Genomic DNA, 26,179 nt, shown 5'->3' with positions numbered 1-26,179 from the left:
CATACGATACTCGTGTGGTAGACGAAGAGCAGATCCAGAAGTGGGCCGATGAGGCCGAAGCGGGCTACGACGTCGACACGCTCAGACGTCGGGGCCGTGGGCGTCCCGGTCGCGGGGCTGAACCGATGCAGGTCGTGGCGGTCCGGCTGACCGCTGAGGAGCTCGCCGCTCTGGACGCGGCGGCAGCCAAGAACGACATGAGCAGGTCCGAGGCGATCCGGGCTGCACTGGCCCATTTCGCTGCGTGAAGGTCCACCGCAGCGCGTTCAAGCACGGCGTCTCGCCGGAGGACGCCATCCAGGCGGCCAGCTGGGCGCTGTGGGTCGAGCCCCTCGACGAAGACGGCCCGCCTTTCCGAGAGCTGCGTCTGGGCTTCGACACGCAAGCACGCCTGCTGGAGACCGTGGTCCTGGTCCTCCAGGCCGGAGACGAGCTGGTCATCCACGCGATGCCGGCTCGCAGGAAGTACCTTGACCTACTGCCGTAGCGCCCACCGTTGCCCCGACGGCCTGGAAGTAGGCACGGGCCGCAACGTCCGCGTCTGCCGCACTGAGGGCGGCTGAGCTCGCCCGGGTCTGGTCACTCGAGGTACCTGACCCGGACCAGTCGAGCCGGCCCGCAGAGGTGGTGGGAGCGAGCAACCATTCCAAGATCATCTGGACGTGTTGACGCCGTCAACGTAGGCGCCGCTTCAGCACCCCTCCCCCGTCACCGCTCCGTCGCATCTCCGCACGTCACAGCCTCGCGTCGCAGCGATCGCAACCCTCCCGACAGGTTCGACTCCCGCCACCTCCACCCCTGACTTGCGCGAACGCAGGTCACGTGGCAGAAGAGGTTGTCATCCGTCGACGCGGATGACTACCTCTTCCGTTGTAGCCGGTAGTCGAGAGCGCCGAACCACACACATCGGTACGCCGGTGCAGTGCGCCCCGCGGACGGGCCCGTGCCAGCACGAGCCACCCGCGGCCGGGACATGGGGAAGGTCTCGGACCCAGTCCTCCACGACGCCTTCGGTTCCGGTGTCGACCACCTGATGCGAGCGTTCTCTGGTCCAGCGCACCCAGACGCGGTCACAGCCGTCACCCCGGTCTCGAAAGCCAGCCAGCCGTCAGGGCGAAAGCATGTGTGGACTACACGGATCGTCTCGACCCAGTCCGCGTCCTCAAGGAAGACCTGGGCGACGAGCGACAGTGGCGTCTCGCTCATGGCGCATACGTCGTAACGACGAGGCAGCCGTGTCCGGGTCAGCCGAGGACCCTCCGGCGGCAGACTCCACGAGGGGACCGGGGACTCGGTACGTCCACGTGGTGGGGCGCTGCGCAGGCAGGGCGGGCGGGGTGATCCGCTCGATCGACGACCCCCGTCCTCGAGCTTGCCAGGCCACCGCTCCCCCAGCGCGCGCCTACCCGATGACCTTGAGCGGGCCCTCAGCGATGGTCGGCGGCTCGAAATGGTCGAAGTACGCAGCGGCGAGCACTGGGGCAAGAGGGAAGTCGTCGGCGTGGGCAGCAGCCCGCTCACGGATGCGGGCGAGCACAACCCCACGTGAAGTGGCCAGGTAGATCGTCTCGGGCTCGACCCCGAGCGGCTTGAGCAGGTCGCGGTAGTCGTCCCGCATCTGCAGGGACCAGAACGAGAAGTCGAGCACCACGTCCGCGCCCGACGAGACGAGACCGATCAGGTGCTCACGCAGGTCGCCCTCGATCTCGCGATGGACCTCGACCGGAATCGGCATCGAGCGATGCCCCCGCTGCCACGCCATGTCGTCAAAGGACAGCCGGGTCATGCCCTCGGACTCGAGCTGACGAGCGACCGTCGACTTGCCCGAGCCCGCGGGTCCGCACATGAAGATCACTCGACTCACCTTCGCAACCTACCTCGACCGTCCACACGCGGTGCCCAGCCACTGCCATCTACGGCGTACCCCGTGGCACCTCGTGAAGGACCTGTGCCGGCAGTTCGTCCCGCCGCACCAGCCGGACCTCTGCCGGGCGCAACGGCACGGCGTCGAGCCGCAGCGGTGCTTCGTCCGGGACATCGACGCGCGCCGTCACCATCGCCACTCCGAGCGTCTGCCCCACGCGCTCACGCAGATGCAGGACGCTCGGGGTGTCGATGCCTCGCCAGGCAGAAGGATCCATCGGATGAATCGCGATGCGGCCACTGTCGCCGGGCTTGATGCTTCGCCGCCCGTCCAGCAGGTCTATCGGACCCGACCCGAGGCATCTTTCCTCGTCGCCCAGGATGAGCCACCACGACGCGTGATAGCCGCTCTGCACGGCACGGCCGCGACCACCCTCCCCAGGCGTGCTCAGCCGCAGGTCTGCAAGCAGACGACCGTCGTGCCCGATGAGACGCCTCCAGCGATCCATCCCTGAACGCTAGTCGGGCGAGGGGGCCAGGGTTCTGCCCATGGTCCGAGCCCCACAGGGAACAAGTGACCGCTGCCCGGCAGGCGGCACTCAGCCGGGGGACGGGTCGGTCAGCGGTCGACGTCGTGCCTCGATGGTCCCTGCCCGATCGAGCTCCCAGCAGCGCGACGAGGGAGCACTCCGGCCGCGGCGACAAGGAGCGCGACGCTGACCATGAAGGCGACGGTGGGACCGACGCTTCCGGCGAGGGCACCGGTCGCGGCTGAGCCCACTGCCTGGCCGGCGGTCAAGGAGATGAAGAGGGTCGCGGTCGTCGCACCGGCGAGGTGAGGGCGTAGGGCACCCGCCCACGCGATCAGCACCCCGCTCAGAGCGGTGTAGGAGCCACCGAAGAGGCCAGCGGCGACTCCGGCCGCGACGACGTGCACGGCGGCCAGCGCGAGCACGGCGGTACCCGTGGCCGACAGCAGGGCGGTGAGTACCCATGCGCGACGCAGCCCGAGCACACGCACGATGTCCCCGCTGAAGGCTCCGAGGACTGCCGCGACCCCGAGCAGCACCCACAGCGTGGCCGTCGTCCTCTCCGGCAGTCCCCCGGTGCTGGCGAGCAGCTCGCGCCCGAAGGTCCAGACGGCAGCACTCCCTGCGCCGGCCAACCCCGCGGCCAGGACCGGTCGCACCAGCGCCGTCCAGCCGCCGCGGTCCGCATCGTCGTCGTGAGGGGCTCCCTGGTGTGGCAGTGCGGAGCCCGGAGGTTCCGGCCAGCAGGTTCGACGGTCGACCCTCGCGGCCACGACGACGACAGCCACCGCGGCCAGGGCCCACACCGGACGCCACACCGACGGGGCGAGGATCGCCACGACGCCCACCGTGGCGATGCCGACGCCCGTGCCGGCGTTCACCACCGCCTGACCGCGGGGGGCCGAGCGGTGCGGCATCGTCGAGGCTACGGCGACGACCAGTGCGGGCGTGGCTGCGCCGGCGGCGTTCCCCGCGACCAGCACACCCATGGCGAGCACCACCGCGGACCAGGACACGGCGACCACCACAGCGCCGGCCGCGGCCAGGACGGCCGACAGCCACAGGACGAGCCGGGCACCTCGACTCCCGACCAGGCTCCGGGCGGCCAGCGCGGCCACGCAGTAGGCGACGAAGCCACCCGAGGCGATCAGGCCCGACGCCGACTGCGCCGCGCCCACGTCGCCCCAGCGACGCTGTACGCCCACTTCCCCAGCAAGGACCACCTCGTGGCCGCCTACCTGCAACGACGTCACGAGCGATGGAGGCTCACCTGGGACACGGCGCTCGAACGCGTCGGCGACGATCCCTTGGCCCGCCTGCTGTCGGTCTTCGACGCCCTGCTCGACCTGCAGCGTGCCCAGGACGCCGGGCGCGGCTGCGCCTTTCTCGCTGCCGCGGTCGAGGTCGTGGAACCGCACCACCCCGCGCATGCCTGGCTGCTCGCCGACACCCAGCTGCTCACCGAGCGCCTGCGGTCGTTGGCCGTCGACGCCGGCGCCGACCAGCCGGACACGTTGGCCGCCGAGCTGATCCTGCTGTACGACGGCGCCCTGGCTGCCCGGGCCCGTCGCGCCATCAGTCCGGGGAACGGGGCGCCGCCACCTGTACGGGACCTCGCCGCGGCGGTAGCAGCACGACACGTGAACGCGGGGCGTGACACCCGTTCCGTCAGGGACACTAGGCAGCACCAACCGTAGCTTCGACAAGGAGTCAACCGTGCCCCAGGGGACTGTCCGCTGGTTCGACGCCGAGCGGGGGTTCGGCTTCCTCGCCCTCGAGCAGGAGGCCGACGACCTCTTCGTGCATGCGTCCGAGATCATCAGCGACGACGGGACGAGGCTGCTCCGCGAGGGGCAGGTTGTCGAGTTCGAGAGGGGTGAGGGGGATCGCGGCCCGCAGGCGCGCCGGGTCCGGGTCACGGGCGACCTGGCCGCCGACGCCCCGGTCGGTGTGCTCGGCAGCGTCACCTGGTACGAGCCGAGCAAGGGGTACGGCTTCATCACGCCCGACGGAGGTGGCGCGGAGATCTTCGTGCACAGCTCGGCGATCGTGGGGGGCGGCGTGATCTCGGAGGGGCAGCGCGTGGCGTTCCTGGTCGTGGACGGGGAGAAGGGGCCGCAGGCGGATCACCTGCTGCCGCTCGGCGCCGAGGCCGCTCAGGCCGCTGTCACCTCCGACGGAGCTGACGGCACGGTGACCTGGTACGACGCTGACAAGGGCTTCGGGTTCGTGACCCCAGACACGGGCAGCGGCGACGTCTTCGTCCACGTCCGGGCGCTGACGGGTGGGCTGACCGAGCTGTCCGAGGGAGACCGCGTGGCCTACGACGTCGTCGTGAGTGAGAAAGGCCCGCAGGCACGCGACCTGCGGCTCATCCGCGGCTCAGCACCTCGGGGTGCCCCCGCGGCGTCGACCCGCGGCCGCTCGGGGCACCCGACGACGTCCGAGGCCCCCGTGCGCGGCGGCGAGGGCGTGGTCGCGCGCTTCGACGCCGAGCGCGGGTTCGGCTTCATCACCCCCGATGCGGGGGGCGCGGACCTGTTCGTGCACGTATCGGTCCTGCGCGGTGCCGAGGCGCTGCAGGAGGGCGACCGGGTCCAGTACGTGGTGCGTCAGAGCGACCGAGGGCCGCAAGCCGACCGCGTCGAGCGCGTGTGAGCATCCGGGCTACGCCAAGCCCCCCTCTCGAGGCCGGAGGCGACCGACGAGGATCAGGGTGACCCCTTCGAGGAGCGTCTGGATGCCCACCAGCGTGCCGAGCAGGGTCAGTGTGGCGGCGCCGATGTTGAGCAGCACCCACAGGCCCAGTCCGATGGAGACGACGCCTGACAGGACGAGCAGCCAGCGACCCTGCCGTGCCTGGTTCGCGGTGATGACCCGGGTCAGTCCGGACGCCAGGAACATCGAGCCGGCCATCAGGGTGAGGCTCACCGCACCGATCAAGGGGTTGCGCAGCACGAAGAGGCCGAGAACCACCAGGATCGCGCCACCCAGTGCCGCCGACCAGAAGCCCCCGGACCTGATGCGCAACAGCGACCCGGCGACGAGGACGACCCCGGAGAGCAGTGCGATCCAGCCCACCAGGAGCACCGAGACCGCCGTGGTGAGGACGACGTTGCCGAGCAGGATGAACCCGCCCACGATGATCGCCGCCCCCAGGATGACGTCCCAGGCGGTGCGGCGGACAACGAGGTCACGAGAACGGGCGTCGGTCGCGGTCACGAGGCCTCCAGGCGTTCGGTACGGGTAGCGCGGGTCAGAGACTCCCCTGACGCCTCAGCGTGCGCCCACGGCCGACGCGGCCGCATCACCCGTTCCGGGTGTCCCGGTGGCGCAGGGCCGGCGCCGGTTCCGGTCGTCTCGCGCACCGCCGCGCGGGGTGGTACCGCGCGGGCGCGGACGTCGACGTCGTGTTCGTCCACGGCTTACCCACTGGACCCTCACGGTCCATCTCGACGAAACATCGGCCTGCAACCCTGACGAGGGTGGCAACGGGGCACACACCCGAGGAGGGTCCGATGATGGTTGCGACACAGCCTTTCGAGCACACGATTGTCGAGTCGGACGAGACGCAGGTCGTCGTCGAGTACGGCGAGGACGGTCATGCCCGCCTCGACGTGAGGGCGAACGGCTACCGCCGTGGATCGGCCGAGGCCGGGCGGCTCACCTGCGAGGCGATCCACGAGGCGCGGATGCGCAACGCCGGTCGCATCATGGGGGCGCTCGACGCGTCCCGCCCGACGTGCGGAGCGATCCTCGAGGCGCTGCACCACCAGGTGGGCAACGACGTCGAGTCGATCGCGACGCACCGGGCGGGGGCATCGGTGATGTTCACCCTCCAGATGCGACCCGCACCGACGACGACGGGCTGACCGCGGAACGCCTCCGCCGCGGACCTCGGAGGCTCAGGCCACGCCGTCGGCGGTCAGCGCGTCGGTGAGCAGCCCCACCAGGGCGTCGAGCTGCACGTCCGTGGACGACGAGGCGTCCTCGTCCCCCGCACCGTCCAGCGCTCGCGCAGCCAGCCCCGACTTGCTGTCGATCAGCTCGGCGATCTTGGAGTCGATGGTCTGCGCGGCGATGATCCGCCACGCGGTGACAGGCTCGGACTGACCGATCCGGTGGATCCGGTCGATGGCCTGCGTCTGCTCCGCGTGGGTCCAGGACAGCTCGGCCAGCACGAGGTTCGAGGCGACCTGGAGGTTGAGACCCACCCCCGCGGCCATCAGGGAGCACACCACGATCGACACGTCAGGGTCGCCCGTGAACGCGGCGATGTTCTTCTCGCGCACCTTGGGTGTCTGGTCGCCGCGAATCGAGGCGTAGCGGATGCCACGGTCGGCGAAGGTCTGCTCGGCCTGGTCCATGACATCGACGTGCTTGGCGAAGAACACCACCTTGCCGACGTTGCGTGCGAGCTGGGCGGCGTAGTCGGCGGCCAGCCCGGCCTTGGCCTGGCCGATCCGGCGAACCATCGTGAACACGTTCTCGCCGCCGGCCTTCGACGTCGAGTCCTTGAGCTCCGCCGCTGCCACCCGCCGTGCGAGCTCGAGGTCGATCCCGTCCACGACGGCGGCCTCGGCGCGGGCCGCCACAGCCGCCCGGTAGCGCTCCACCAACCGGCGGGCGAGCGCCGCCTCGGACGCACGGATCGAGCGGCCGACCGCACCGTCGAGCTCGACCGGCAGGTCTGCCACCCTGCGAGCAGGGATGTCCGCCGCCACGTCGGCCTTGCGGCGGCGCACGATGCCCATGTCGATCACGCTGGCACGCGCGGCGGCGTAGAAGCCCCGGTCCGCCGGGGTCAGGCCGGTGTCCTCGAGTGCGGTCTGCAGCGCGCCGAGCGGCTGCGTCTCGTCGATCCATCCGAGGAACTGCCAGATCGCCCGGAAGTCCTCGATGTCGTTGATCAGCGGGGTGCCCGTGAGCGCCATCAGCAGCGGCCGTGCCGTGCGAGTCCGGATCCGCTCCGAGAGGGCGAGGACGTGCTGGGAACGCTGGGAGCTCTTGTTCTTGATGAAGTGGGCCTCGTCGACGACCATGCCGCGGAAGCCGAGGTCGCCGAGCCAGCCGACGTGCCGGTCCAAGAGCTCGTAGTTCACGATCACGACGTCCGCGAAACCGTCGACCCGGTCGCCGTCGCCGTGCACCACGGTGGACCGACGGTGCGGGGTCCACAGACCGACCTCGTGCGCCCAGTTCGTCTTGACCACGTTGGGCGCCACGACCAGCAGCGGGTAGGCATCGGCCGCCTGGGCCGCGAGCAGCGCCTGCGCGGTCTTGCCGAGCCCGGGCTCGTCGGCGAGCAGGAACGTGCGATGGCCCCGGGCCGTGGCAGCGACGACCCGGGCCTGGTGAGGCATCAGCTCGCGGTGGTGGGCAGCGGACAGCGAGCGCGCCTCCGGCAGCGGCATGCACGCAGGTGCGCCCGTGGCGGCGTACTCGAAGGACCGGAAGAGCGGTTCGAGCAGCTCCCAGCCGGCGAGCCGGCGGGCCCGCGTGGCGAGCCGCTCGGCTGCCGCCTCGAAGTCGGGAGCCAGGAACGGGTTGGCGAGCTGACGCGAGATCACCGAACGGGGCACCACCTGGCTCTCGGTGCCGGTGACCGGTGCAGCCGGCGCGGCCGGCTCAGGTTCCTCGGGCGGCTCAAGGCCGCCGGCGCGCATCACGGTCGCCTTGAAGGCCCGCGCCGCGTCCGAGACCCGGGCGTCCTCGGCGAGCAGCTGGAGCAGCGAGGTGTCTCGCGCCGCGGTCCTGGCCAGCAGCGTCGCGACGCCGTCGAGACGCTTGAGCTGCTTGGCACGCTGCGCCTCGGTCGAGCCGCCGTCAGCCATCACCCGGGCCCGCTCCTCGCGCACGAGGAGCGCCACGACCTGGAACTTCGTGCGCACCGCGGGTCTCGTCGGGGGTCGCTGCACAGCGCTGTCGACCTCGCGGGCGACCTCGGCGAGCACCGGGATGATGCCCTGCTCGGTGGGGCGCGGCGCTCGGCGGCGCTGGGCGCCGGCATCCGGGCGCGCGCCACCTGACCGGCGTTGGCCTGGTCGTGCCACATCTCCTCCTTCGCAGCATCCGCCGCGACTGCGACGCAACGGGACATGACAAGAGGCGGCGCGGGACCCGTCAGGCGTCGGACCTGAGCCCCGTATCGCCGGCAGTCCGGGCCAGGGCGCTGAGATCGGGCGCCAGGTCACCGCCCACGGTCTCCGCCTGCGCCGCCCGCTGGCCAGTGCTCAGGCCAATGGTGTCACGCCGCGGGTCGTGATGGTGCACCGACGCGGCGCGGCTCCTCCGCGACGACGAGCAGCCGGACCCCGACGGCGCACAGCCAGAGCATCGCGACGCCCATCGCCGCGCGCTGCACGAGCCCGCCGACACCGGTGAGCAGCTCCAGGGCGATCAGAGGCCCCGACAGCAGTGTCAGGGACCCCAGGGCCACCGAGGCCACCTGCCACCGGACCGAGAACCGCCCGTCGACGCGGAACGCGGGACCCGAGGCGATCATCGCCGACGACACCCCGATCGCCCCGGGTGCGCTGAGGATCGAGTGCCACCGGCCGGTGGCCGTGACGTCCACGCACCCCGCATCGCACGGGGTGAACCCGACCGCGATCATCCCCGCACCCGCAAGCACCAGCAGCACAGCAGCGACCTCACGCCAGGCGCTGGGTCGCAGCTGGGATCGGTAGGCCAGCGCGAAGGCGAGCAGCGTGACGCCCAGGAGCACGAAACCCCCGAGGTTGACCACCCATCGGACCGGGGAGCCGACGGCGCCGAGCTCGCTGTGGGTCTGACGCACCGGGTCGTAGCCGGCCCAGGACAGCCCGGCGAGCAGGACGACGGTCATGAACACCAGCGGTCCCGCGGCGCCCAGCAGCGCCACCGCCCGCGACCATCTGTCCTGCTCGGGCGCGATCCGGGTCACGACGACCTCCTCGAGGTCCATCGTGCTCCCACTTCCCCCGGTGGCCCAAGCAGTCCAGACACCGGCTACGGGATCGAGATGCCGTGCTCCTCGAGGTACTCACGGGCCCGGTCGAGAGTCGCCGCCTCTGCCGACCGCAACGCCGAGCGATACTCGGCCGTCTTCTCGAGGTACGCCGCCTGCTGCGCGGCGTCCCGGTCCCCCATCCGCTGGATGATGTCGAGGCGCTCCTTGCAGGCGACGTCGATCAGCCCGATCCGCACCTGCTCCTCGAAGGGGGCGTCGCGGACCCCCTCGGGCAGCCAGTCCGCGTCCTGCGGGGGCGGCTCCACGCCTGCATCGGCGAGGCACTGACGCCACTCCTCACGGATGGAGCGACCCTCGCTGGTTCCCTCGGCCGGTGTGAAGCCTCCTAGCGCCCCGTGCTCCTCAACGAGGTCGCTCTCATCGACGGCCAGTCCTGCGTCGACGAGGGCTGATTCGCAGGCCATGAGCGCGTCGAACTCCGCGTCGTCGAGCTCCCTGGGGCTCTCGGACTGAACCAGGCGCTCCACCAGGACGCCGTATCCGTTCTCCCGAACGTCGCTCGTCCGCCACACCCCGTAGGGCAGGTTCACCCAGGGCGGTGGCTCGACGGCTGGTCCCTCGAGCCACCAGAGATCGTCGAACCCTCCGTCTTCCATGCAGGCTGAGACGAAGTGCCTGTACATCGTCGTGGACACGTCCCAGTCGTCGGGGGTGAGCCCGGTCTGGTCGATCGGCAGCGTGATCGTTCCGGCCGCACGGTCGACGATCGCCCGCGGGGGCGGTGCGACGGTCTCCGCCGGCGTCGGCGCGGCCGGCGGGGCCGGAGCCCGGTCCGGGGTCAGTGCCGCAACGGCCGGGTAGGCACCGGCTGCGAGCGCCAGCACGAGCCCGGTGGTCCCCACCCGGCGGGCCAGGCGGCGCCGTCGGCCGGCCCGCAGCACACCAGCGCGGTCGACGCTCACGGGCGGCTCGACCTCACCGAGCCGCCGCAGCCGGTCGCGGATCGCGTCGTCGTCCATCACTCCTCTTCCACCCTCGCACCGGCAAGGCCGTCGACCTCACCCAGCACCTCTCGCAGCTGGCGTAGACCTCGCGCCGCCGCCGACTTCACCGCACCGACCGAGATGTTCAGGTCGTCGGCCACCTGCCGCTCGGACAGGTCGAGCACATACCGCAGCACCACGACCCGACGCCGCTGCGGGCTCAGCTGGGCCAGTGCACGGACCAGCGCGTCCCGCTCGGCGTGCTGGTGCTGCCCCGATCCGTCAGCTCCCCCTTGCGCACCAGGCCTGCTCGGCTCAGCCATGTCCTCGGGCGCCACGAGCAGCTCCCGGCGACGCCGCCGCCACAGGTCGATCCGCCCGTTGGCGAGCGTGCGGCGGGCATAGGCCAGCGGGTCCGTCGCGCGGGCACGGGGCCAGGCGACGTATGTCCGGACGAGCGTCTGCTGGACGAGCTCCTCAGCCCGGTGGGTGTCACCGCACAGCAGCCACGCCGTCCTGCTCAGCAGCGGCTCGGCCTCGACCATGAAGGCCGAGAACTCCTCGTCGCGGGTCAGCCACGACCGCGAGCTGCCAGCGACCCGGTCGACCACCTGCTCCTCGGCGAGGATCGGCCCGTCCTCGACACCCACTGGCACCCCGCTCATGAGCTCACCCCCGCCACCATGCCCTGTACACGCACGAGCCACCCGAGAGGTTGCCTGCCCGGCATGATCCTCGCCGACTCCTGCCGGCTGCGTGACGCGATCGCCAGCGCCTGCCCCGCTCCGCTCCGCTCCGCTCCGACAACGATCAGCCTCGCGATGAGTACCTCTCAGAAATGGCTGTCGCAGTCGATGGGAACCATGGACGCCCGCCCGACCAGCCGCCCCGCCGACAGGACCACATGCCCCCGTCCAGCACGACCAGTCCTGGGCACGACCCGGGTGGCCCGTGGGTGCCCACCCCCAGGATCCGCGACGTCGACCTGGGCCTCGCCCACACCGCCGACGTGGTGGTCTGCGACCGTGACGACGTCTCGGCGCTGCTGACCGCTGAGGTCCTGCGCGGCGCGGGCCACCGGGTCCATGTCCGCGACCTCGCCGACGTGCTGGTCGACCCTGCCGCGGCTCCGATCCTGGTCCTGGGCGACCCGACCGCCGCAGGCCCGGCCGAGGAGACGCTGACCGCCGTGCGCCGCCACCCGCAGGGAACCCACCCCTCGATCGTCGTCGTCACCCCCACGGCCGACCCTGCCGTGAGCGCCGAGCTCCTGGACGCCGGCGCCGACCAGGTCATCCCCCGACCGTGGAGCCCGCGGCTCCTGCGCGCGGCCGTCGGCGCACACCTGCGCCGCCACCACCTCACGTGCGGTGCGACCCCCGACGGGGACGCCGACACGTGCTGACCGCGACCCTGATCGTCCTCGGCTGCCTGACCGTCGTCCTGGCCGGCCTGGTCACGCTCACCACCGCTGGTCGGGCCCTTCGCGAGCGCGCCTCACGCCGGGTCGCCGACCGGCGTACCCACCTGCGCGCCCAGGCGGTGGTCGCCCTGGGCCTGCGACGAGGCGACACCACGGCCGCCACGGCCGCACTGCGTGCGGCGGCCCGAGGGCGCCACCGGCAGGAGGTCCTGGACATCTTCACCTCGATCGCCACGACCCTCGGCGCCGAGCACCGCGAGACCGTCACCGACCTGTCCACGGCGCTCGAGCTGACCGACCACCTCCTTGCCGGCCTGCACCACTCCGAGCCGGCGCGACGGGTCGCAGCCGTGGAGATCATCGGGCTGCTCGGTGGGGCGGACCACACCCCGGCGCTGCACCAGGCGATGCGCGACGGGGACCAGCGGGTACGGGTCGCGGCCGCCCGCGCGTACCTGGTCACCGCTCCCGCGACCGCAGCCACCGCCATCGTGCGGATGCTGACGCACGAGGAGCCCCACGTGGCCGGCGAGCTGGCCGAGGTGCTGCGCTCCCACCACGGCCCCCAGGTCGGGCAGGCGGTCACCCGGGCGTGGACCCGCGGCACCCGGTCACCGCTGCTGGTGTCGCTGGTCACCCACACCGTCGATCCCTCCACGGCCCTGGGCATGCTCGTGGACGCCACCCGCTCCCCCGACCCTGCACTGCGTCGGGCCGGTGTCAGTGCCATGGCGGGCATCCCCACCGAGCTGACCCTGACCGCCCTGGCCGACGTCACGGGCGATCCCGACCCCGGTGTGCGGGCCCTGGCGGCGACAGCCCTGGGCGTCATGGCCGGCCCGACCACCATCCCGCTGCTGATCGCCGCCCTGGACGACGCGTCCTGGGCCGTGCGTCACCGGGCCGCCGCGGCCCTGGCGTCCATCCCCGACGGGACCGTGATCCTGACGAGCCTGCTGGGTCAGGCGACGCCGTTCGTGACCACGGCTGTGACGACCGCCCTGCACGAGCACGTGGCCACGGGTGGGCTCCTCAGCGCCCTGGTCGACCCCGTCCACACCGATCGGGCACGCCGGGCTGTCAGGGTCCTCGCGGACCGCCCGGAGATGGTCCCCGTGCTCCACGCAGCGGCCGTCCGTCATCCTGACCCCGCGGTGCGGGCCGCGCTGTCCGGTCTGGTCCCCGCCCTGCCCGCACCTACCGACCCGAGCGTGGTCGAGCTGGTCGGCGCCCGGTGATGCCGTGGGCCGGTTGGGTCCAGGCCCCGATGTGGGTGTACGAGGCGATCGCTGCCTGGTTCGTCATCGGCGCGGTGTACACCATCGCGCTGCAGCTGACGATGGCAGCCCTGGCGGTGGGTGCGAACCTGCACCTGCGCGACCACCGCGGCACCCTGCGGCCCGGTCAGCTCCACCACCTCACCGCGACCGGCCGCCCTCCTGGGGTCTCCATCGTGGTCCCTGCACACAACGAGGGACCGGTGATCGTCCCCACCGTCCGGGCACTGCTGGCCTCCGACTACCGCGACCTGGAGATCGTCGTGGTGGACGACGGGTCCACCGACGACACCCTCGCCCGCCTCGTCGACGCCTTCCACCTGGCCCCGGTCAGCCCCCCGCCCGCTGATGTCGGGATGTTGAGCACCGCCGCCGTCCGCGGGCACTACCTCCCGCTGGGCGAGGTGCGGCTCCGGGTGATCAGCAAGGACGGCGGTGGGTGCAAGGCCGACGCGGTCAACGCCGGGATCAACGCAGCGACCCGACCGCTGCTGCTGGTCGTGGACGGTGACGGGCTCCTGGACCGCCGGGCGATCAGCCTGGCTGTCGCGGCGCTGACCGAGGGCGGCCGGGACGTGGTAGCTGCCGGCGGAACGATCCTGCCCGTCAACGACTGCGTGGTCCGCGGCACCACCGTCACCGACGCCCGGGTCCCGCGCAGCTTCCTGGCCGCCTGTCAGCTGCTCGAGTACCTGCGTGCGTTCGTGATCGGCCGCACGGGCCTGGCTCGCGCCGGTGCGGTCACGCTGGTCTCGGGGGCGTTCGGGCTGTTCCGCACCAGCGCGGTCCGGGCGGTCGGCGGGTACACCGCCGGTCACCTGGGTGAGGACCTGGACATCACCCTGCGTCTGCTGCGTCACCACCGGCTGGCTCACCCGGGATCGAGCCCGCGGGTGGTGCAGGTCCCCGAGGCCATCCTGTGGACCGAGGTGCCCGCGACGTGGTCGGCCCTGGCACGCCAGCGGGTGCGCTGGCACCGCGGCCTCGTCCAGGCTCTGCAGGAGCACTCCGACATGGTCGGGCGCCCACGCTGGGGCGCGATCGGGATGGTCGGGATGCCTCAGCTGGTGATCTTCGAGCTCTTCGCCCCGCTGATCCAGGGGACCGGGATGCTCACCTTGGTCGCCGTGGTCTTCCTCGGGGTCTTCGACCCGGTCCTGGGCGCGGCGCTGGTCTGCGCGGTCATGGCCGCAGGGCTGGTCGCGACCGTCACGGCGATCTGGTCCGAGGAACGCAACCTCCGCCAGTACCTCTCGACGCGGGACCTGCTGCGCCTGCTGGGTGTTGCCGTCGCCGAGCAGGTGGTCTACCTGCCTGTCACCGTCCTGTGGCGCCTGAAGGCCACCTTCATGCGGGGCCCGTCAGTGTGGGGCGAGATGACCCGGTCCGGCTTCGGCAGCTCCACGGCCCCCGCCCCGGCGACCTCCTGACCGCCCGGCGCAGGCGCTCCGTTCCGGGCGCCGTCGATCGACCCACCGCGCGCCTCGTACCATCGACCGGTGCCTCCTCGCTCCCCGCTCCCGGCACGCCACGGGCTCGCGGCCGCGCGCCTGCGTACCCCCGACCGTGATCCCCAGAGCCCTGCCCCGTGGCTGACGATGGGCGCGTGGCTGCCCCACCCCCTGCAGCTCCTCGCGGCCGAGATCGCGTTCACCGACCCGGTGGACGCGCAGCCGCGGCGGTTCTGCGGCATCCGGTCCCTGCCGCTCGCCGTCGAGGGATGACCGGCCACTACCCGGGAGTAGCATCGACAGGGAGCGGCTGGCCCGTTCTCGACAGGCCCCGCCGGGAGGGGCTTGCGATGAGCGAACGCGCCACGCACGGGCAGACCACGTCGGGCGAGCGCCGGGCACGGGAGGTCGCCGAGGCGGCCCGGGATACCTCGTGGAGCCGTCCGAGCTTCGCCAAGGGGATCTACCTCGGCGCGTTCGACCTCTCGCTCATCCACCCCTACCCCGTGCCGGACCCGGACACCGCCGCGCGCGGGCAGGCTTTCCTCGATGCCTTCGAGGCGTACTGCCGAACGCTCGACGGCCGCCGGATCGAGCGCGAGGACCACGTCCCCGACGACTACCTCGCAGGTCTGCGTGAGCTCGGCGCCTTCGGGATGAAGATCCCGAGGCAGTACGGCGGGCTGGGCCTGCCTCTGGTGCACTACGGGCGGGCGCTCATGATGGTCAGCTCGGTGCATCCCTCCCTCGGCGCGCTGCTCTCCGCGCACCAGTCCATCGGGGTGCCCGAGCCCGTGCGCATGTTCGGCACCGAGGAGCAGAAGCAGGAGTACCTGACCCGCTGCGCCCGCGGCGCCATCTCGGCCTTCCTTCTCACCGAGCCCGACGTCGGGTCCGACCCCGCTCGCCTGAGCACGACGGCGACACCCGACGGCGACGGCTACCTCATCGACGGGGTGAAGCTCTGGACCACCAACGGTCCCATCGCCGAGCTCCTCGTCGTGATGGCCGTGGTCCCTCCGCACGACGGTGGCCGCGGCGGGATCACGGCCTTCGTGGTCGAGGCCGACAGCCCCGGGATCACCGTGGAGGCACGCAACTCGTTCATGGGCCTCAAGGGGATGGAGAACGGTGTCACCCGCTTCCACCGGGTCCACGTCCCGACCTCCCAGCGCATCGGCCGCGAGGGCCAGGGGCTCAAGATCGCCCTGACGACCCTCAACACCGGCCGACTGTCCATCCCGGCGATCTGCGCCGGGGGCTCGAAGTGGGCCCTGGGGATCGCCCGCCAGTGGTGCACCGAGCGGGTCCAGTGGGGACGGCCCATCGGTGAGCACGAGGCCGTGGGAAAGCGCCTGGCGTTCATCGCGGCGACCACCTTCGCCCTGGAGTCGGTCTTCGAGGTGTCGGCCGCCCTGGCGGACGCCGGCCAGAAGGACGTGCGGATCGAGGCAGCCCTCGCCAAGCTCTGGGCGAGCGAGATGGCCTTCCGGGTCGCCGACGACCTCGTCCAGATCCGCGGCGGGCGCGGCTACGAGACCGCCGACTCGCTGGCGGGCCGCGGGGAGCGCGCCGTCCCCGCCGAGCAGCTGCTGCGGGACATGCGGATCAACCGGATCTTCGAGGGTTCCTCGGAGATCATGCGGCTGCTCGTCGCACGTGAGGCGGTCGACGCCCACCTCACCGCGGCCGGCGACCTTGCCTCTCGGGACGCGGACCTCCGGTCCAAGGCCCGGTCCGCCGCGCGGGCGAGCGGCTTCTACGCCCGCTGGCTACCACGGCTCGTCGTCGGCGAGGGGGTCCGGCCCGGCGCGTACGGGGAGCTGGCCCAGCTCGCCCGCCACGTCCGCTTCGTCGAACGCTCCTCGCGGGCCCTCGCCCGGCGGACGTTCTATGCCATGGCACGGTGGCAGGCGGGCCTCGACCGACGACAGGTCCTCCTGGGGCGCATCGTCGACATCGGGGCGGAGCTGTTCGCGATGTCGGCCGTCTGCACGCGGGCCGAGCACCTCCGCTCCCTGGACCCCGAGCAGGGCGCAGCGGCCGTCATGCTCGCGGATGCGTTCTGCGCGCAGTCCCGCACCCGGGTCGACGAGCTCTTCCGCCGCCTCCGGAGCAACACCGACCGGCAGGACCGTGCGACGTCCGAGGCCGTGATGCGGGGCACGGCACGCTGGCTCGAGGACGGCGTGATCGACGCCTCCGAGGGCACGGGGCCGTGGATCGCCACCCCCTCGAGCGGTCCCTGAGCCTCAGGATCAGGATCGGGACCACCACGTGGTGCATGTGTTCGACGTGACCAGCGGCACGGGGCTCATCCCCTGCCGTGAGCGCGCTGCTCGCCCCTCAGCCCGGGCACGCGACATCGGTTGCGCGAGCATGTCTCGGCGTCAGACCTGTGAACGACAGGCACCGTGCCCGTCGCGCATCAGGAGGAGCGCCATGACCAGCACCCCCAGCCCCGACCGTCGAGCCCTCGCGCGCGCAGTCCGCGAGCCGGTGAGAACGTCGCCCAGCCCCACCGTGGTACGTCGCAGCGTCACTGTCGCAGCGCCGCCGTCGGCCGTGTTCGCGCTCCTCACCAACCCGCACGAGCACGCGACGCTCGATGGCAGCGGCTCCGTCCATGGCGTCGTCGACGCTCCCGCGCACCTGGTGCTCGGGTCGGAGTTCCGCATGCAGATGAGGGGCTACACGGCCCTCAACCGTGTCGTCGAGCTCGTGCTGCGCTTGCTGGGTGTTGCCGTCGCCGAGCAGGTGGTCTACCGAAGCGCTCCGTGCAGTCGAGATCGATCGCACCGATGTGCGCCTCGTACCATCGACCGGTGCCTCCTCGCTCCCCGCTCCCGGCACGCCACGGGCTCGCGGCCGCGCGCCTGCGTACCCCCGACCGTGATCCCCAGAGCACTGCCCCGTGGCTGACGATGGGCGCGTGGCTGCGCCACCGCCTCCCGGAGCACGTCGACGTACCCGGAATGCTGGCGCAGGGCCGCTTCGTGGACGAGGACGGCCGCGCGCTGGGCGAGGCGGACCCCTATGCGCCGCAGCGGCTCGTCTGGTTCCACCGCGACCTGCGTGACGAGCCCGAGGTGCCGGGCCGCATCCACGTGGTGCACCGCGACGAGCGCCTCGTGGTGGTCGACAAGCCGCCGTTCCTCGCCACGATCCCGCGAGGCGGGCACGTGATGCAGAGCGTCGTCGTGCGGCTGCGGGCAGAGCTCGACCTGCCTGAGCTGTCGCCGCTGCACCGCCTCGACCGCATCACGTCCGGCCTGCTAATGCTCGCGACCGAGCAACGGTGGCGGGGCGCCTACCAGACGGCGTTCGAGCGGCACGCGGTGGACAAGACGTACCGCGCGCTCGCCCCGCTGCGCGCCGACCTCGAGCTGCCGACCGTCGTCCGCAACCACATCCGCAAGGAACGCGGCACCTGGTGCGCCGAGGTCGTGCCCGGCGCGCCCGTCAACGCCGAGACGCGTGTCGAGCTCGAGCACGAGGTCGACGGCCGAGGGGTCTACCGGCTCACACCCCGCACGGGCCGCACCCACCAGCTGCGCCTGCACCTGCTCGGGCTCGGCATCCCCATCGTCGACGACCCGCTCTACCCCGTCGTGCGCGACGTCGCGGTCGACGACTTCCGCCGGCCCCTGCAGCTCCTCGCGGCCGAGGTCGCGTTCACCGACCCGGTCGACGGGCAGCCCCGGCAGTTCCGCAGCGTCCGGTCGCTGCCGCTCACCGCGCAGGGCTGACCCGACCGGCGGCGGCCAGTCGGACCCCGACGGCGCACAGCCAGACCATCGCCACCCCCGCGGCCCGCTGCAGGAGCATGACGACGACCTCACGCCAGCCACTGGGTCGCAGCAGCGATCGGCAAGCCAGAGCGAAAGCGAGCGGCGAGATCCCCAGGAGCACGAACCCACCGAGGTTCATCACCCATCTGCCCGGGCTCGATCCGGTCCACGTCGGCCCCCTCCCAGGACCATCCTGCTCGGCGCTGCCCGCGACCAAGGGTCCCCGCGGGGCGACCTGTGCCGCGCATCCGGGTGATACCCGTGCTGCAAGTACTGACGCGCTATTGCACCAGTTTGCAGAAAGTCGTTACAGTCCGACTCGCCTGGCACTGGCCGGGCAGAATCGCGCATGCCGACAATGGAGTCCCCTATGGCATCGGGCCAGAGCCTGTCTCGTTCGTTCGTCCTGCGCTCCCCCCGCTCGACCGTCGCCGCGCTCCTTGCGCTCGCCGTCGCGCTCATGGGAGCACTAGCAGCACCTTTCGCCCCGCCCGCACACGCCGCGGGAGAGGTGTACAGCCTCGTCGGGTCGCTCCAGAGCGAGATCGGCTGCGCCGACGACTGGGATGTCAGCTGCTCCGACGGCGACCTCACACAGGTCGAGGGCGCCCCGACGCAGTTCGCGACGACGGTCACCTTGCCTGCAGGCTCCTACGAGTTCAAGGTCCTGACCGACCGGTCATGGGACAACACCGCCTACGGCCGTGGGGGCAGCACGGCGGAAGGCAGCCAGAACATCCGGCTGACGGTGGGTGGGACGGCCGAGCTCGACGTGTCGCTCGATCTCGAGACCGGTCGCGTGGGGGTGTCGCCCACCTCGACCGACCCGTCGGCGGCTCCGATCGCTGATCCCGTCCGCCAGCCGGGCACCGGTGAGCAGTTCTACTTCGTGATGGCCGACCGGTTCGACGACGGGGACCCGTCGAACAACGACGGCGGCACGGACGACGCCGACCGCATGGTCAGCGGCTACGACCCGACGGACAAGGGCTGGTACCAGGGCGGGGACCTGGCCGGCCTCGCGGACCGGCTCAGCTACATCGAGGGTCTGGGCACCACGGCGATCTGGCTGACCCCCTCGTTCAAGAACAAGTACGTGCAGGTGGACCTGGGCACGGGCGATGCCTCAGCCGGGTACCACGGATACTGGGTCACCGACTTCGAGGCCCTCGACCCGCACTACGGCACCGACGCCGAGCTCGACGCGTTCATCGCCGCCGCCCACGCACGGGACATCAAGGTCTACTTCGACATCATCACCAACCACACCGCGGACGTCATCGACTACGAGGAGACGGCGGCAGCCACCCGCCCGTACTACCCGTACCGCGACATCGCGACCTACCCGTACCGTGACGCAGACGGCAACGTGGTGGACGTCCAGGCACTCGCCGGGACGGAGATCCCGACGATCGTCGACTTCCCGTACACCCCGGTGGTCGACCCGACCGAGGCCGACGTCAAGAACCCGGCGTGGCTGAACGACACCTCGCTCTACCACAACCGTGGGTGGTCCACCTACAACGGTGAGTCCTCCACGTTCGGCGACTTCGACAACCTCGACGACCTCCTCACCGAGGACAAGCGCGTCGTCGACGGCATGGCGGACATCTTCAAGGGCTGGATCGACCGCGGTGTCGACGGATTCCGGATCGACACCGTCAAGCACGTGAACATGGAGTTCTGGGAGGACTGGTCAGAGCAGATCACCGACCACACCGCCACGGTGAACCCCGACTTCTTCATGTTCGGAGAGGTCTACGAGGGCGACGCCCGCAACACCGCTCCCTACGTCCGCAACACCGACATGAGCTCGGTGCTCGACTTCCCGTTCGCCTTCACCGCGCAGAGCTGGGCGCAGGGCGGCTCTGCCGTCCCGCTGCGAGGCCTGTTCGAGAGCGACGACCTCTACATCACGGCCGACAGCAGCCAGTACGCGCTGCCGACCTTCCTCGGCAACCACGACATGGGCCGCATCGGGTACTTCGTCCGTGACGCCTCCGCGCGCGAGCAGCGCTCGATCCTCGCGCACGAGCTGATGTTCCTCACCCGCGGCCAGCCAGTGGTCTACTACGGCGACGAGCAGGGCTTCGTCGGTACGGGCGGCGACAAGGACGCCCGCCAGACCATGTTCGGCAGCCAGGTCACCGACTACCACACGCAGGCCAAGCTCGACGGCACCGTCATGGGCACCGGTGACCACTTCGACCAGGACGCGGCGATCTACGAGGTGATCGCGGGTCTTGCCGCTCTGCGCGAGGCTCACCCGGCACTCGTCGACGGCGCACAGGTGGAGCAGTACGTCGCCTCCGGCCCCGGCATCTACGCCATCTCCCGCGTGGACCGCACCGAGGAGACCGAGTACGTCGTCGCGGTGAACAACACGGCGTCGGAGCAGACCGCCGAGATGACCGCGCTGAGCGGCTCGACCGCCTTCGCCGGCATCTACGGGGCGACCGCACCGCTCACCTCTGCCGCCGACGGCACGCTCAGCATCACCGTGCCGCCGCTGTCCGCAGTGGTGTACCGCGCGGCGACACCGCTCCCCGTCCGCACCGAGGGCATCCCGGCCGAGTTCGCAGGCGAGGCCGGCCAGCCGGTCACGAGCCTGCAGGCCCTCGAGATCACGCTCGGCGAGGAGGCCTACGCCGAGACCACGTTCTCCTTCCGCGCCGCGGGCGGAGACTGGCAGCTCCTCGGGACCTCCGACACGGGCAAGCCCCGCGTCTTCCACACCACGGCGGGTCTCGAGCCCGGCACCCTGATCGAGTACGCCGCCGTCGTCGTCGACGCGAGCGGTAACCAGACGCGGGAGACCACCTACGCAACGGTCGGTGACGACTACGGCCCCGGCACCCCGGTCACGGGCACCTTGGTCACGGTCCCCGGTAGCCACAACAACGAGATGGGGTGCCCGGGTGACTGGCAGCCCGACTGCGCAGCGGCTGCCCTGACCCTCGCGGACAACGGCCTGTACACCGGCACCTTCGACCTGCCTGCGGGCACGTTCGAGTACAAGGTCGCCGTGGGCGGGTCGTGGGCCGAGAACTACGGTGCGGACGGGGTCCTGAACTCTCCAGGGGACAACGTCGAGTACACCGTCCCGGAGGGCGGCGCGTCCGTCACCTTCGTGTGGGACCCGGTCACCAAGAAGCTCACGAACAACGCCGCTGACGGCCACCTGTACGCCCTGACGGGCACCTTGCAGGAGGCCCTGGGCTGCGAGACCAACTGGAACCCGGAGTGCCTCGGCGGGACGCTCGAGGACTTCGACGGCGACGGCGTGTTCACCTACACGACGTCGGCGATCCCCGCCGGTGACTACGAGGTCAAGGCCACGCGAGACCTCGGCTGGGACGTCTCCTACGGCAACGCCGACGGCAGCAACGTCGCGTTCACGGTCGGTGCTGACGGCGACCAGATGGTCTTCACGCTCGACACCACGGCCGAGACCATCGTGCTGGTCGTCGAGGGAGCAGCCGTCGACCCCGACCCCGAGCCGGAGCCCTGGCCGCAGTTCGAGGCCGTCTCGATTCCGGGCGACCACAACAGCGAGATGGGATGCGCGGGCGACTGGCAGCCGGAGTGCGACCAGGCACAGCTGACCGAGCGTGCCGACGGCATCTGGGAGCTCGTCCTGGACGACCTCGCAGCAGGCGAGTACGAGTACAAGATCGCCATCGACCGCGCGTGGACCGAGAGCTACGGCGTCACCGAGGGTGAGTTCGTCTTCAACGGTGGCAACGTCACCTACACCCACGCCGGCGGGGCGATCGCGTACTACTTCAACCCGTCGACCAAGGCGTTCTTCACCACTGCCCAGCAGCCGGTGATCACGGTCGCCGGCAGCTTCCAGAGCGAGCTCGGCTGCCCTGGCGACTGGGCTCCGGACTGCCTGCGCTCGATGCTCACGGACCCCGACGGTGACGGCATCTTCACCTATGTCACCGACGCGATCCCGGCCGGCAACTACGAGGGCAAGGTCGCTCACGGGATGAGCTGGGACGAGAACTACGGCGTCGACGGCGCCCCCAACGGCGGGAACTACTCGTTCACCGTCGGCCAGGACGACATCATCAGCTTCAGCTACGACATCGAGACCCACGTCCTGACCATCGTGGGCAGCTCGCCGCTGGTCCCGGGCCAAGGAGGCTTCGCGGCCCACTGGCTGGCACGCGACCTGGTCGCGCTGCCGACGGCGGTCGACCTCGACGCCACGTACCGGCTGCGGCACGCCGCCGAGGGCGGCCTCGCCGTGGTCGACGGTGCGCTGGTGGTTCCGCAGGGCGCGGGCGAGCTCAGCCTCGTCCACGACTCCGCGGGCCTGCCCGCCGCCGTGGCCGCACGTTTCCCGCACCTGCAGAGCTACCGGGTCTTCCGGGTGCGGGACGGTGGCTCCGCGCCATCGGACAGCACCCTGGCGGAGATCCTGACCGGTCAGGTCATGGTCACCGGGGAGCTCGACGGCACGCTGACCATCGCGACGGGCGCCCAGATCCCGGGCGTCCTGGACGACCTGTACGCCGCGGACGCTCGTGATCGCGAGCTCGGCGTGACGTTCACCGGTCCGGTCCCGGCGTTCGCGCTCTGGGCGCCGACCGCCAAGGACGTCGACCTGCTGGTCTGGCCGCGCGGCGACGCCTCGCTCGACCCGGTCCGCGCCCCGATGCTGCGCAACGCCGACGGCACCTGGACGCTCACCGGTGGCGACGGGTGGGGCAGCGCGCTCTACCAGTTCGCCGTCGAGGTGTACGTGCCGAGCACCGGCCAGGTGGAGAACAACATCGTGACCGACCCGTACTCGGTCGGACTGACGATGAACTCCACCCACTCGGTGGTCGTCGACCTCAGCGACCCGGCGTTCCAGCCGGAGAACTGGGTCGAGGCCGAGCAGCCCGTCGTCCGTCCGGTCGACCAGACGATCTACGAGCTGCACGTGCGTGACTTCTCCATCCACGACGAGTCCGTGCCGGAGGAGATCCGTGGCACCTACCTCGCCTTCGCGCAGGAGGGCACGAACGGCCGCGAGCACCTGCAGATGCTGGCCGAGGCCGGGATCACCACGATCCACCTGCTGCCGACGTTCGACATCGCGTCGATCGAGGAGGACCGTGACGCCCAGCTGACGCCGCCGTGCGACCTCGGGTCGTTCGCGCCGGACTCCACCGAGCAGCAGGAGTGCATCAGCTCGATGCGGGACCAGGACGGCTTCAACTGGGGCTACGACCCGCTGCACTGGACGGCGCCCGAGGGTTCGTACGCCGTCGAGCAGAACGGTGGCGACCGGGTGGCGGAGTTCCGCACGATGGTCGGCGCCATCCACTCCGACGGCATGCAGATCGTGCTGGACAAGGTGTACAACCACACGGCTGCCGCCGGCCAGGACCCGAAGTCGATCGTCGACCGCGTGGTACCGGGCTACTACCACCGTCTCAACAGCCAGACCGGCGCGATCGAGACGTCGACCTGCTGCCAGAACATCGCCACCGAGCACGAGATGGCCGAGAAGATGATGGTCGACTCGGTGGTCGTCTGGGCGCGTGACTACAAGGTCGACGGCTTCCGCTTCGACCTCATGGGCCACCACTCGGTGGACAACATGCTGGCGGTCCGGGAGGCGCTCGACGCGCTCACGATGGACGCGGACGGCGTCGACGGCTCGGCCGTGTACCTGTACGGCGAGGGCTGGAACTTCGGCGAGGTCGAGAACGACGCCCGCTTCGAGCAGGCGCGTCAGGGAAACCTGGGCGGCACCCAGATCGGGACCTTCTCCGACCGGCTGCGTGATGCCGTCCGTGGTGGTGGCCCCTTCGACGCGGACCCGCGCATGCGGCAGGGCTTCGGCAACGGCGCCTACACCGACCCCAACGAGTGGGACACCCGAACGGCGGAGGCGCAGCTGGCCGACGCTCGGCACCAGACGGACCTGGTCCGGCTGGGTCTGGCGGGCAACCTGCGCGACTTCTCGTTCGAGACGTCCGCGGGCGAGGTCCAGCGCGGTGACGAGATCGACTACAACGGTCAGCCGGCGGGTTACGCCGACAGCCCGGAGGAGATCATCACCTACGTCGACAAGCACGACAACGAGACGCTGTTCGACGTCCTCACGCTCAAGCTGCCCCGGGAGACCTCGATGGACGACCGGGTCCGCATGAACACGCTCTCGATGGCGACCACCGCACTGGCCCAGACGCCCTCGTTCTGGCACGCGGGCAGCGACCTGCTCCGCAGCAAGTCGCTCGACCGCAACAGCTACAACTCGGGCGACTGGTTCAACCTGCTCGACTTCTCCGGTGAGCAGAACGGCTTCAACCGCGGGCTTCCGCAGGCAGGGGACAACGAGGACAAGTGGTCCATCCACCGCGAGTTCCTCGGCAACGACGCGTTCGCGCCGGCGCCCGAGGACATCGCCCTGGCGACGCTGTCCGCACAGGATCTGCTCCGTCTGCGGTTCTCGACGGACCTGTTCCGCCTCGGCTCGGCTGACCTGATCAACGAGAAGGTCACCTTCCCCAACAGCGGTGCGGACGCCACCCCAGGCGTGATCTACATGAGCATCGATGACCGGAGCGGTGTGGACGTCGACCGCGACCTGGAAGGCGTGCTCGTGGTCTTCAACGCCTCGGACGAGACCGTCACGGAGGCCGTCGAGGGTCACAGCGGTCACGAGTACGAGCTCTCCGAGGTCCAGCAGGAGGGCGTCGACGACGTCGTGCTGCAGACCACCTGGGACTCGGCGACGGGCACCGTCTCGGTCCCGGCGCGTACCGTCGCCGTCCTGGTGGACGTGCAGGCGGCCGACCCGACCGATCCCGGCACACCGACCGATCCGGGCACACCGCCCGGACCCGGCGGGCCCGGCACACCCGCCGGACCCGGCACACCCGCCGGACCCGGCACACCGGCCGATGCCGCCGCGCAGGGCAAGGCGAACCGCGGCTCGCTCGCCGACACCGGGTTCGCCGCGCTGGCGATCGCCCTCCTGGCGGCTCTGGCCGTCGCGGGTGGCGTGGGCATGCGGGCGATGACGCGCCGGCGGGGCGAGGAGGATCTCGCCGAGGCGGGTGGCGGTGACCAGCTGAGGGATCTCGTCTGACCGACAGTTCATCGACGACGAGGGGCCCCGGGGAGTCCCGGGGCCCCTCGTCGTCCGGGAGGCCCGGTCGGCCGGTGTCCTGGCTGGCGGGGCGCGCGATGGCGTCCGGCGGGTCGAGCGACGCGCTGATCACCATCGAGGCGGAGGACGCCTTCGACGTCGAGGCGACCTCTCGCGCGTGTCCGCCCCCACCTTTGGTCATCGGCGGCGCGAAGGACCAGTTCTACGACGAGGAGATGTTCCGCACGACCGCGACAGGTGTGGCGGACGGACGGGCCCATGTCTTCCCGACCTGGGGACACATGCGGACCTCGAGCTCCACCGCGACGACGCACCTCACCCTCGGGTTCATGCTGGCCGGGAGGGGCACGAGCACACTGTGAGGCGTGCTGCCCTCCCCCGGTGGCTCGCCTGTCCGGGTGCTCTTGCTTTCGACGCAGACAGGGCGCACTCTCACGGAGCAGGCCGACGGAGCGGATGCCTCGATGACCTCACCAGCGAAAGGCAGCCCCATGACCAGCGACACCCCGGACATGATCGTCTCCGGCGTCCCCTATGCCGTGACCGACGTCGAGGGCGACGAGCCGTCGACGCTCGAGAGCTTCGTCGGTCAGACCACCATGCACACCCAGGGCCCCACAGGTGAGCACGAGGTCTCCGGCTCCGGGGAGCACGAGCACGACGGCGCCGTCCGTGTCCACGAGAAGGACCACGACGGCACGGGCAGAGATGTCCGCACGTGGACGGTCTCCCCCGATCCCGACCCCGACCACGAGGGGTTCGTCGCCGTCGGGTGACGGCGCCGCAGTCCTG

At 71.2% G+C, this 26,179-nt stretch carries 23 protein-coding genes; 14 read left to right on the top strand and 9 right to left on the bottom strand.

What is annotated here, in order from left to right; genetic code table 11:
* Positions 1–14: 14 nt before the first annotated feature.
* The gene (locus M1R94_RS16110) at positions 15–248 is read left to right on the top strand and encodes a ribbon-helix-helix protein, CopG family (protein WP_249382739.1); all 234 of its coding nucleotides are present in this window, start codon (positions 15–17) and stop codon (positions 246–248) included.
* A complete protein-coding gene (locus tag M1R94_RS16105) occupies positions 245–487 on the top strand; it encodes a toxin (RefSeq protein ID WP_249382738.1) in 243 nt (80 codons plus the stop codon). The genes M1R94_RS16110 and M1R94_RS16105 overlap by 4 nt, the downstream gene beginning before the upstream one ends.
* Before the next feature lie 915 nt (positions 488–1,402).
* Here M1R94_RS16105 and M1R94_RS16100 read toward each other — a convergent pair.
* The 3 genes from M1R94_RS16100 to M1R94_RS16090 all read right to left on the bottom strand — a co-directional run bounded on the left by M1R94_RS16100 (position 1,403) and on the right by M1R94_RS16090 (position 3,598).
* Positions 1,403–1,864, bottom strand: coding sequence for a P-loop nucleotide/nucleoside kinase family protein (locus tag M1R94_RS16100; RefSeq protein WP_249382737.1), 462 nt, complete (start codon positions 1,862–1,864; stop codon positions 1,403–1,405).
* Between the two features lie 49 nt (positions 1,865–1,913).
* Entirely contained in the window at positions 1,914–2,372 is a 459-nt protein-coding gene (locus tag M1R94_RS16095; RefSeq protein ID WP_249382736.1) for a hypothetical protein, read from the bottom strand.
* Positions 2,373–2,482: 110 nt separating this feature from the next.
* Positions 2,483–3,598 (bottom strand): MFS transporter, encoded by a 1,116-nt coding sequence (locus M1R94_RS16090; protein WP_249382735.1) that lies wholly within the window; start codon positions 3,596–3,598, stop codon positions 2,483–2,485.
* On the opposite strand from M1R94_RS16090, the gene M1R94_RS20835 reads away from it, so the two are divergent.
* Both M1R94_RS20835 and M1R94_RS20510 read left to right on the top strand, forming a co-directional pair.
* Positions 3,557–4,090, top strand: coding sequence for a TetR/AcrR family transcriptional regulator (locus tag M1R94_RS20835; RefSeq protein ID WP_374109480.1), 534 nt, complete (start codon positions 3,557–3,559; stop codon positions 4,088–4,090). The genes M1R94_RS16090 and M1R94_RS20835 overlap by 42 nt on opposite strands.
* 19 nt (positions 4,091–4,109) lie before the next feature.
* Entirely contained in the window at positions 4,110–5,051 is a 942-nt protein-coding gene (locus tag M1R94_RS20510; protein ID WP_308199922.1) for a cold-shock protein, read from the top strand.
* 9 nt (positions 5,052–5,060) lie between these two features.
* Here the strand turns inward: M1R94_RS20510 and M1R94_RS16065 are convergent, their stop codons facing one another.
* A complete protein-coding gene (locus M1R94_RS16065) occupies positions 5,061–5,615 on the bottom strand; it encodes an HdeD family acid-resistance protein (RefSeq protein WP_249382733.1) in 555 nt (184 codons plus the stop codon).
* Between the two features lie 296 nt (positions 5,616–5,911).
* Here M1R94_RS16065 and M1R94_RS16060 point away from each other — a divergent pair, with 296 nt between their 5' ends.
* Positions 5,912–6,265 (top strand): hypothetical protein, encoded by a 354-nt coding sequence (locus tag M1R94_RS16060; RefSeq protein WP_249382732.1) that lies wholly within the window; start codon positions 5,912–5,914, stop codon positions 6,263–6,265.
* 33 nt (positions 6,266–6,298) lie between these two features.
* On the opposite strand, the gene M1R94_RS16055 is transcribed toward M1R94_RS16060, so the two are convergent.
* From M1R94_RS16055 to M1R94_RS16040, 4 genes are all read right to left on the bottom strand, one after another.
* Entirely contained in the window at positions 6,299–8,446 is a 2,148-nt protein-coding gene (locus M1R94_RS16055; protein WP_249382731.1) for a DEAD/DEAH box helicase, read from the bottom strand.
* A 194-nt stretch (positions 8,447–8,640) separates the two neighbouring features.
* Positions 8,641–9,339, bottom strand: coding sequence for a DUF998 domain-containing protein (locus M1R94_RS16050; RefSeq protein ID WP_249382730.1), 699 nt, complete (start codon positions 9,337–9,339; stop codon positions 8,641–8,643).
* Between the two features lie 44 nt (positions 9,340–9,383).
* Positions 9,384–10,364 carry a hypothetical protein gene (locus M1R94_RS16045; protein ID WP_249382729.1) on the bottom strand — a complete coding sequence of 327 codons (981 nt, stop codon included), beginning with the start codon at positions 10,362–10,364 and terminating at the stop codon, positions 9,384–9,386.
* Positions 10,364–10,993, bottom strand: a complete 630-nt coding sequence (locus M1R94_RS16040; protein ID WP_249382728.1) for a SigE family RNA polymerase sigma factor — start codon at positions 10,991–10,993, stop codon at positions 10,364–10,366. Before M1R94_RS16040 ends, M1R94_RS16045 begins: the two co-directional genes overlap by 1 nt.
* 290 nt (positions 10,994–11,283) lie before the next feature.
* Here M1R94_RS16040 and M1R94_RS16035 point away from each other — a divergent pair, with 290 nt between their 5' ends.
* From M1R94_RS16035 to M1R94_RS16010, 6 genes are all read left to right on the top strand, one after another.
* Complete coding sequence (locus M1R94_RS16035; RefSeq protein ID WP_249382727.1) at positions 11,284–11,733, top strand: response regulator; 450 nt, start codon at positions 11,284–11,286, stop codon at positions 11,731–11,733.
* Entirely contained in the window at positions 11,727–12,989 is a 1,263-nt protein-coding gene (locus tag M1R94_RS16030; RefSeq protein ID WP_249382726.1) for a HEAT repeat domain-containing protein, read from the top strand. Before M1R94_RS16035 ends, M1R94_RS16030 begins: the two co-directional genes overlap by 7 nt.
* Positions 12,989–14,458, top strand: coding sequence for a glycosyltransferase family 2 protein (locus M1R94_RS16025; protein ID WP_249382758.1), 1,470 nt, complete (start codon positions 12,989–12,991; stop codon positions 14,456–14,458). The genes M1R94_RS16030 and M1R94_RS16025 overlap by 1 nt, the downstream gene beginning before the upstream one ends.
* Positions 14,459–14,527: 69 nt before the next feature.
* Complete coding sequence (locus M1R94_RS16020) at positions 14,528–14,752, top strand: hypothetical protein (RefSeq protein ID WP_249382725.1); 225 nt, start codon at positions 14,528–14,530, stop codon at positions 14,750–14,752.
* A gap of 77 nt (positions 14,753–14,829) precedes the next feature.
* Positions 14,830–16,728 (top strand): acyl-CoA dehydrogenase family protein, encoded by a 1,899-nt coding sequence (locus tag M1R94_RS16015; protein ID WP_249382724.1) that lies wholly within the window; start codon positions 14,830–14,832, stop codon positions 16,726–16,728.
* Between the two features lie 576 nt (positions 16,729–17,304).
* The gene (locus tag M1R94_RS16010; RefSeq protein ID WP_249382723.1) at positions 17,305–18,228 is read left to right on the top strand and encodes a pseudouridine synthase; all 924 of its coding nucleotides are present in this window, start codon (positions 17,305–17,307) and stop codon (positions 18,226–18,228) included.
* On the opposite strand, the gene M1R94_RS16005 is transcribed toward M1R94_RS16010, so the two are convergent.
* Positions 18,212–18,409: a hypothetical protein gene (locus M1R94_RS16005; protein WP_249382722.1), complete on the bottom strand. Its 198-nt coding sequence runs from the start codon at positions 18,407–18,409 to the stop codon at positions 18,212–18,214. The genes M1R94_RS16010 and M1R94_RS16005 overlap by 17 nt on opposite strands.
* A gap of 231 nt (positions 18,410–18,640) precedes the next feature.
* On the opposite strand from M1R94_RS16005, the gene pulA reads away from it, so the two are divergent.
* The 3 genes from pulA (at position 18,641) to M1R94_RS15990 (ending at position 26,163) form a co-directional block, all read left to right on the top strand.
* Positions 18,641–25,366: a pullulanase-type alpha-1,6-glucosidase gene (gene pulA, locus M1R94_RS16000; protein ID WP_249382721.1), complete on the top strand. Its 6,726-nt coding sequence runs from the start codon at positions 18,641–18,643 to the stop codon at positions 25,364–25,366.
* Positions 25,367–25,440: 74 nt separating this feature from the next.
* Entirely contained in the window at positions 25,441–25,749 is a 309-nt protein-coding gene (locus M1R94_RS15995; RefSeq protein ID WP_249382720.1) for a hypothetical protein, read from the top strand.
* A 129-nt stretch (positions 25,750–25,878) separates the two neighbouring features.
* A complete protein-coding gene (locus M1R94_RS15990; RefSeq protein ID WP_249382719.1) occupies positions 25,879–26,163 on the top strand; it encodes a hypothetical protein in 285 nt (94 codons plus the stop codon).
* The last annotated feature ends 16 nt before the right edge of the window (positions 26,164–26,179 follow it).

Origin of the sequence: Actinotalea alkalitolerans, from assembly GCF_023369855.1 — a bacterium.
Classification (GTDB): domain Bacteria; phylum Actinomycetota; class Actinomycetes; order Actinomycetales; family Cellulomonadaceae; genus Actinotalea.
This window is presented reverse-complemented; position numbering and strand designations above follow the sequence as displayed.

Coding starts and splice junctions, on each gene's coding strand:
- M1R94_RS16095 (WP_249382736.1), bottom strand. CDS start 2,372: ATGGATCGCTGGAGGCGTCTCATCGGGCACGACGGTCGTCTGCTTGCA.
- M1R94_RS16060 (WP_249382732.1), top strand. CDS start 5,912: ATGATGGTTGCGACACAGCCTTTCGAGCACACGATTGTCGAGTCGGAC.
- M1R94_RS16050 (WP_249382730.1), bottom strand. CDS start 9,339: ATGGACCTCGAGGAGGTCGTCGTGACCCGGATCGCGCCCGAGCAGGAC.
- M1R94_RS16045 (WP_249382729.1), bottom strand. CDS start 10,364: ATGGACGACGACGCGATCCGCGACCGGCTGCGGCGGCTCGGTGAGGTC.
- M1R94_RS16040 (WP_249382728.1), bottom strand. CDS start 10,993: ATGAGCGGGGTGCCAGTGGGTGTCGAGGACGGGCCGATCCTCGCCGAG.
- M1R94_RS16025 (WP_249382758.1), top strand. CDS start 12,989: ATGCCGTGGGCCGGTTGGGTCCAGGCCCCGATGTGGGTGTACGAGGCG.
- M1R94_RS16015 (WP_249382724.1), top strand. CDS start 14,830: ATGAGCGAACGCGCCACGCACGGGCAGACCACGTCGGGCGAGCGCCGG.
- M1R94_RS16005 (WP_249382722.1), bottom strand. CDS start 18,409: ATGAACCTCGGTGGGTTCGTGCTCCTGGGGATCTCGCCGCTCGCTTTC.
- pulA (WP_249382721.1), top strand. CDS start 18,641: ATGGCATCGGGCCAGAGCCTGTCTCGTTCGTTCGTCCTGCGCTCCCCC.
- M1R94_RS15990 (WP_249382719.1), top strand. CDS start 25,879: ATGACCAGCGACACCCCGGACATGATCGTCTCCGGCGTCCCCTATGCC.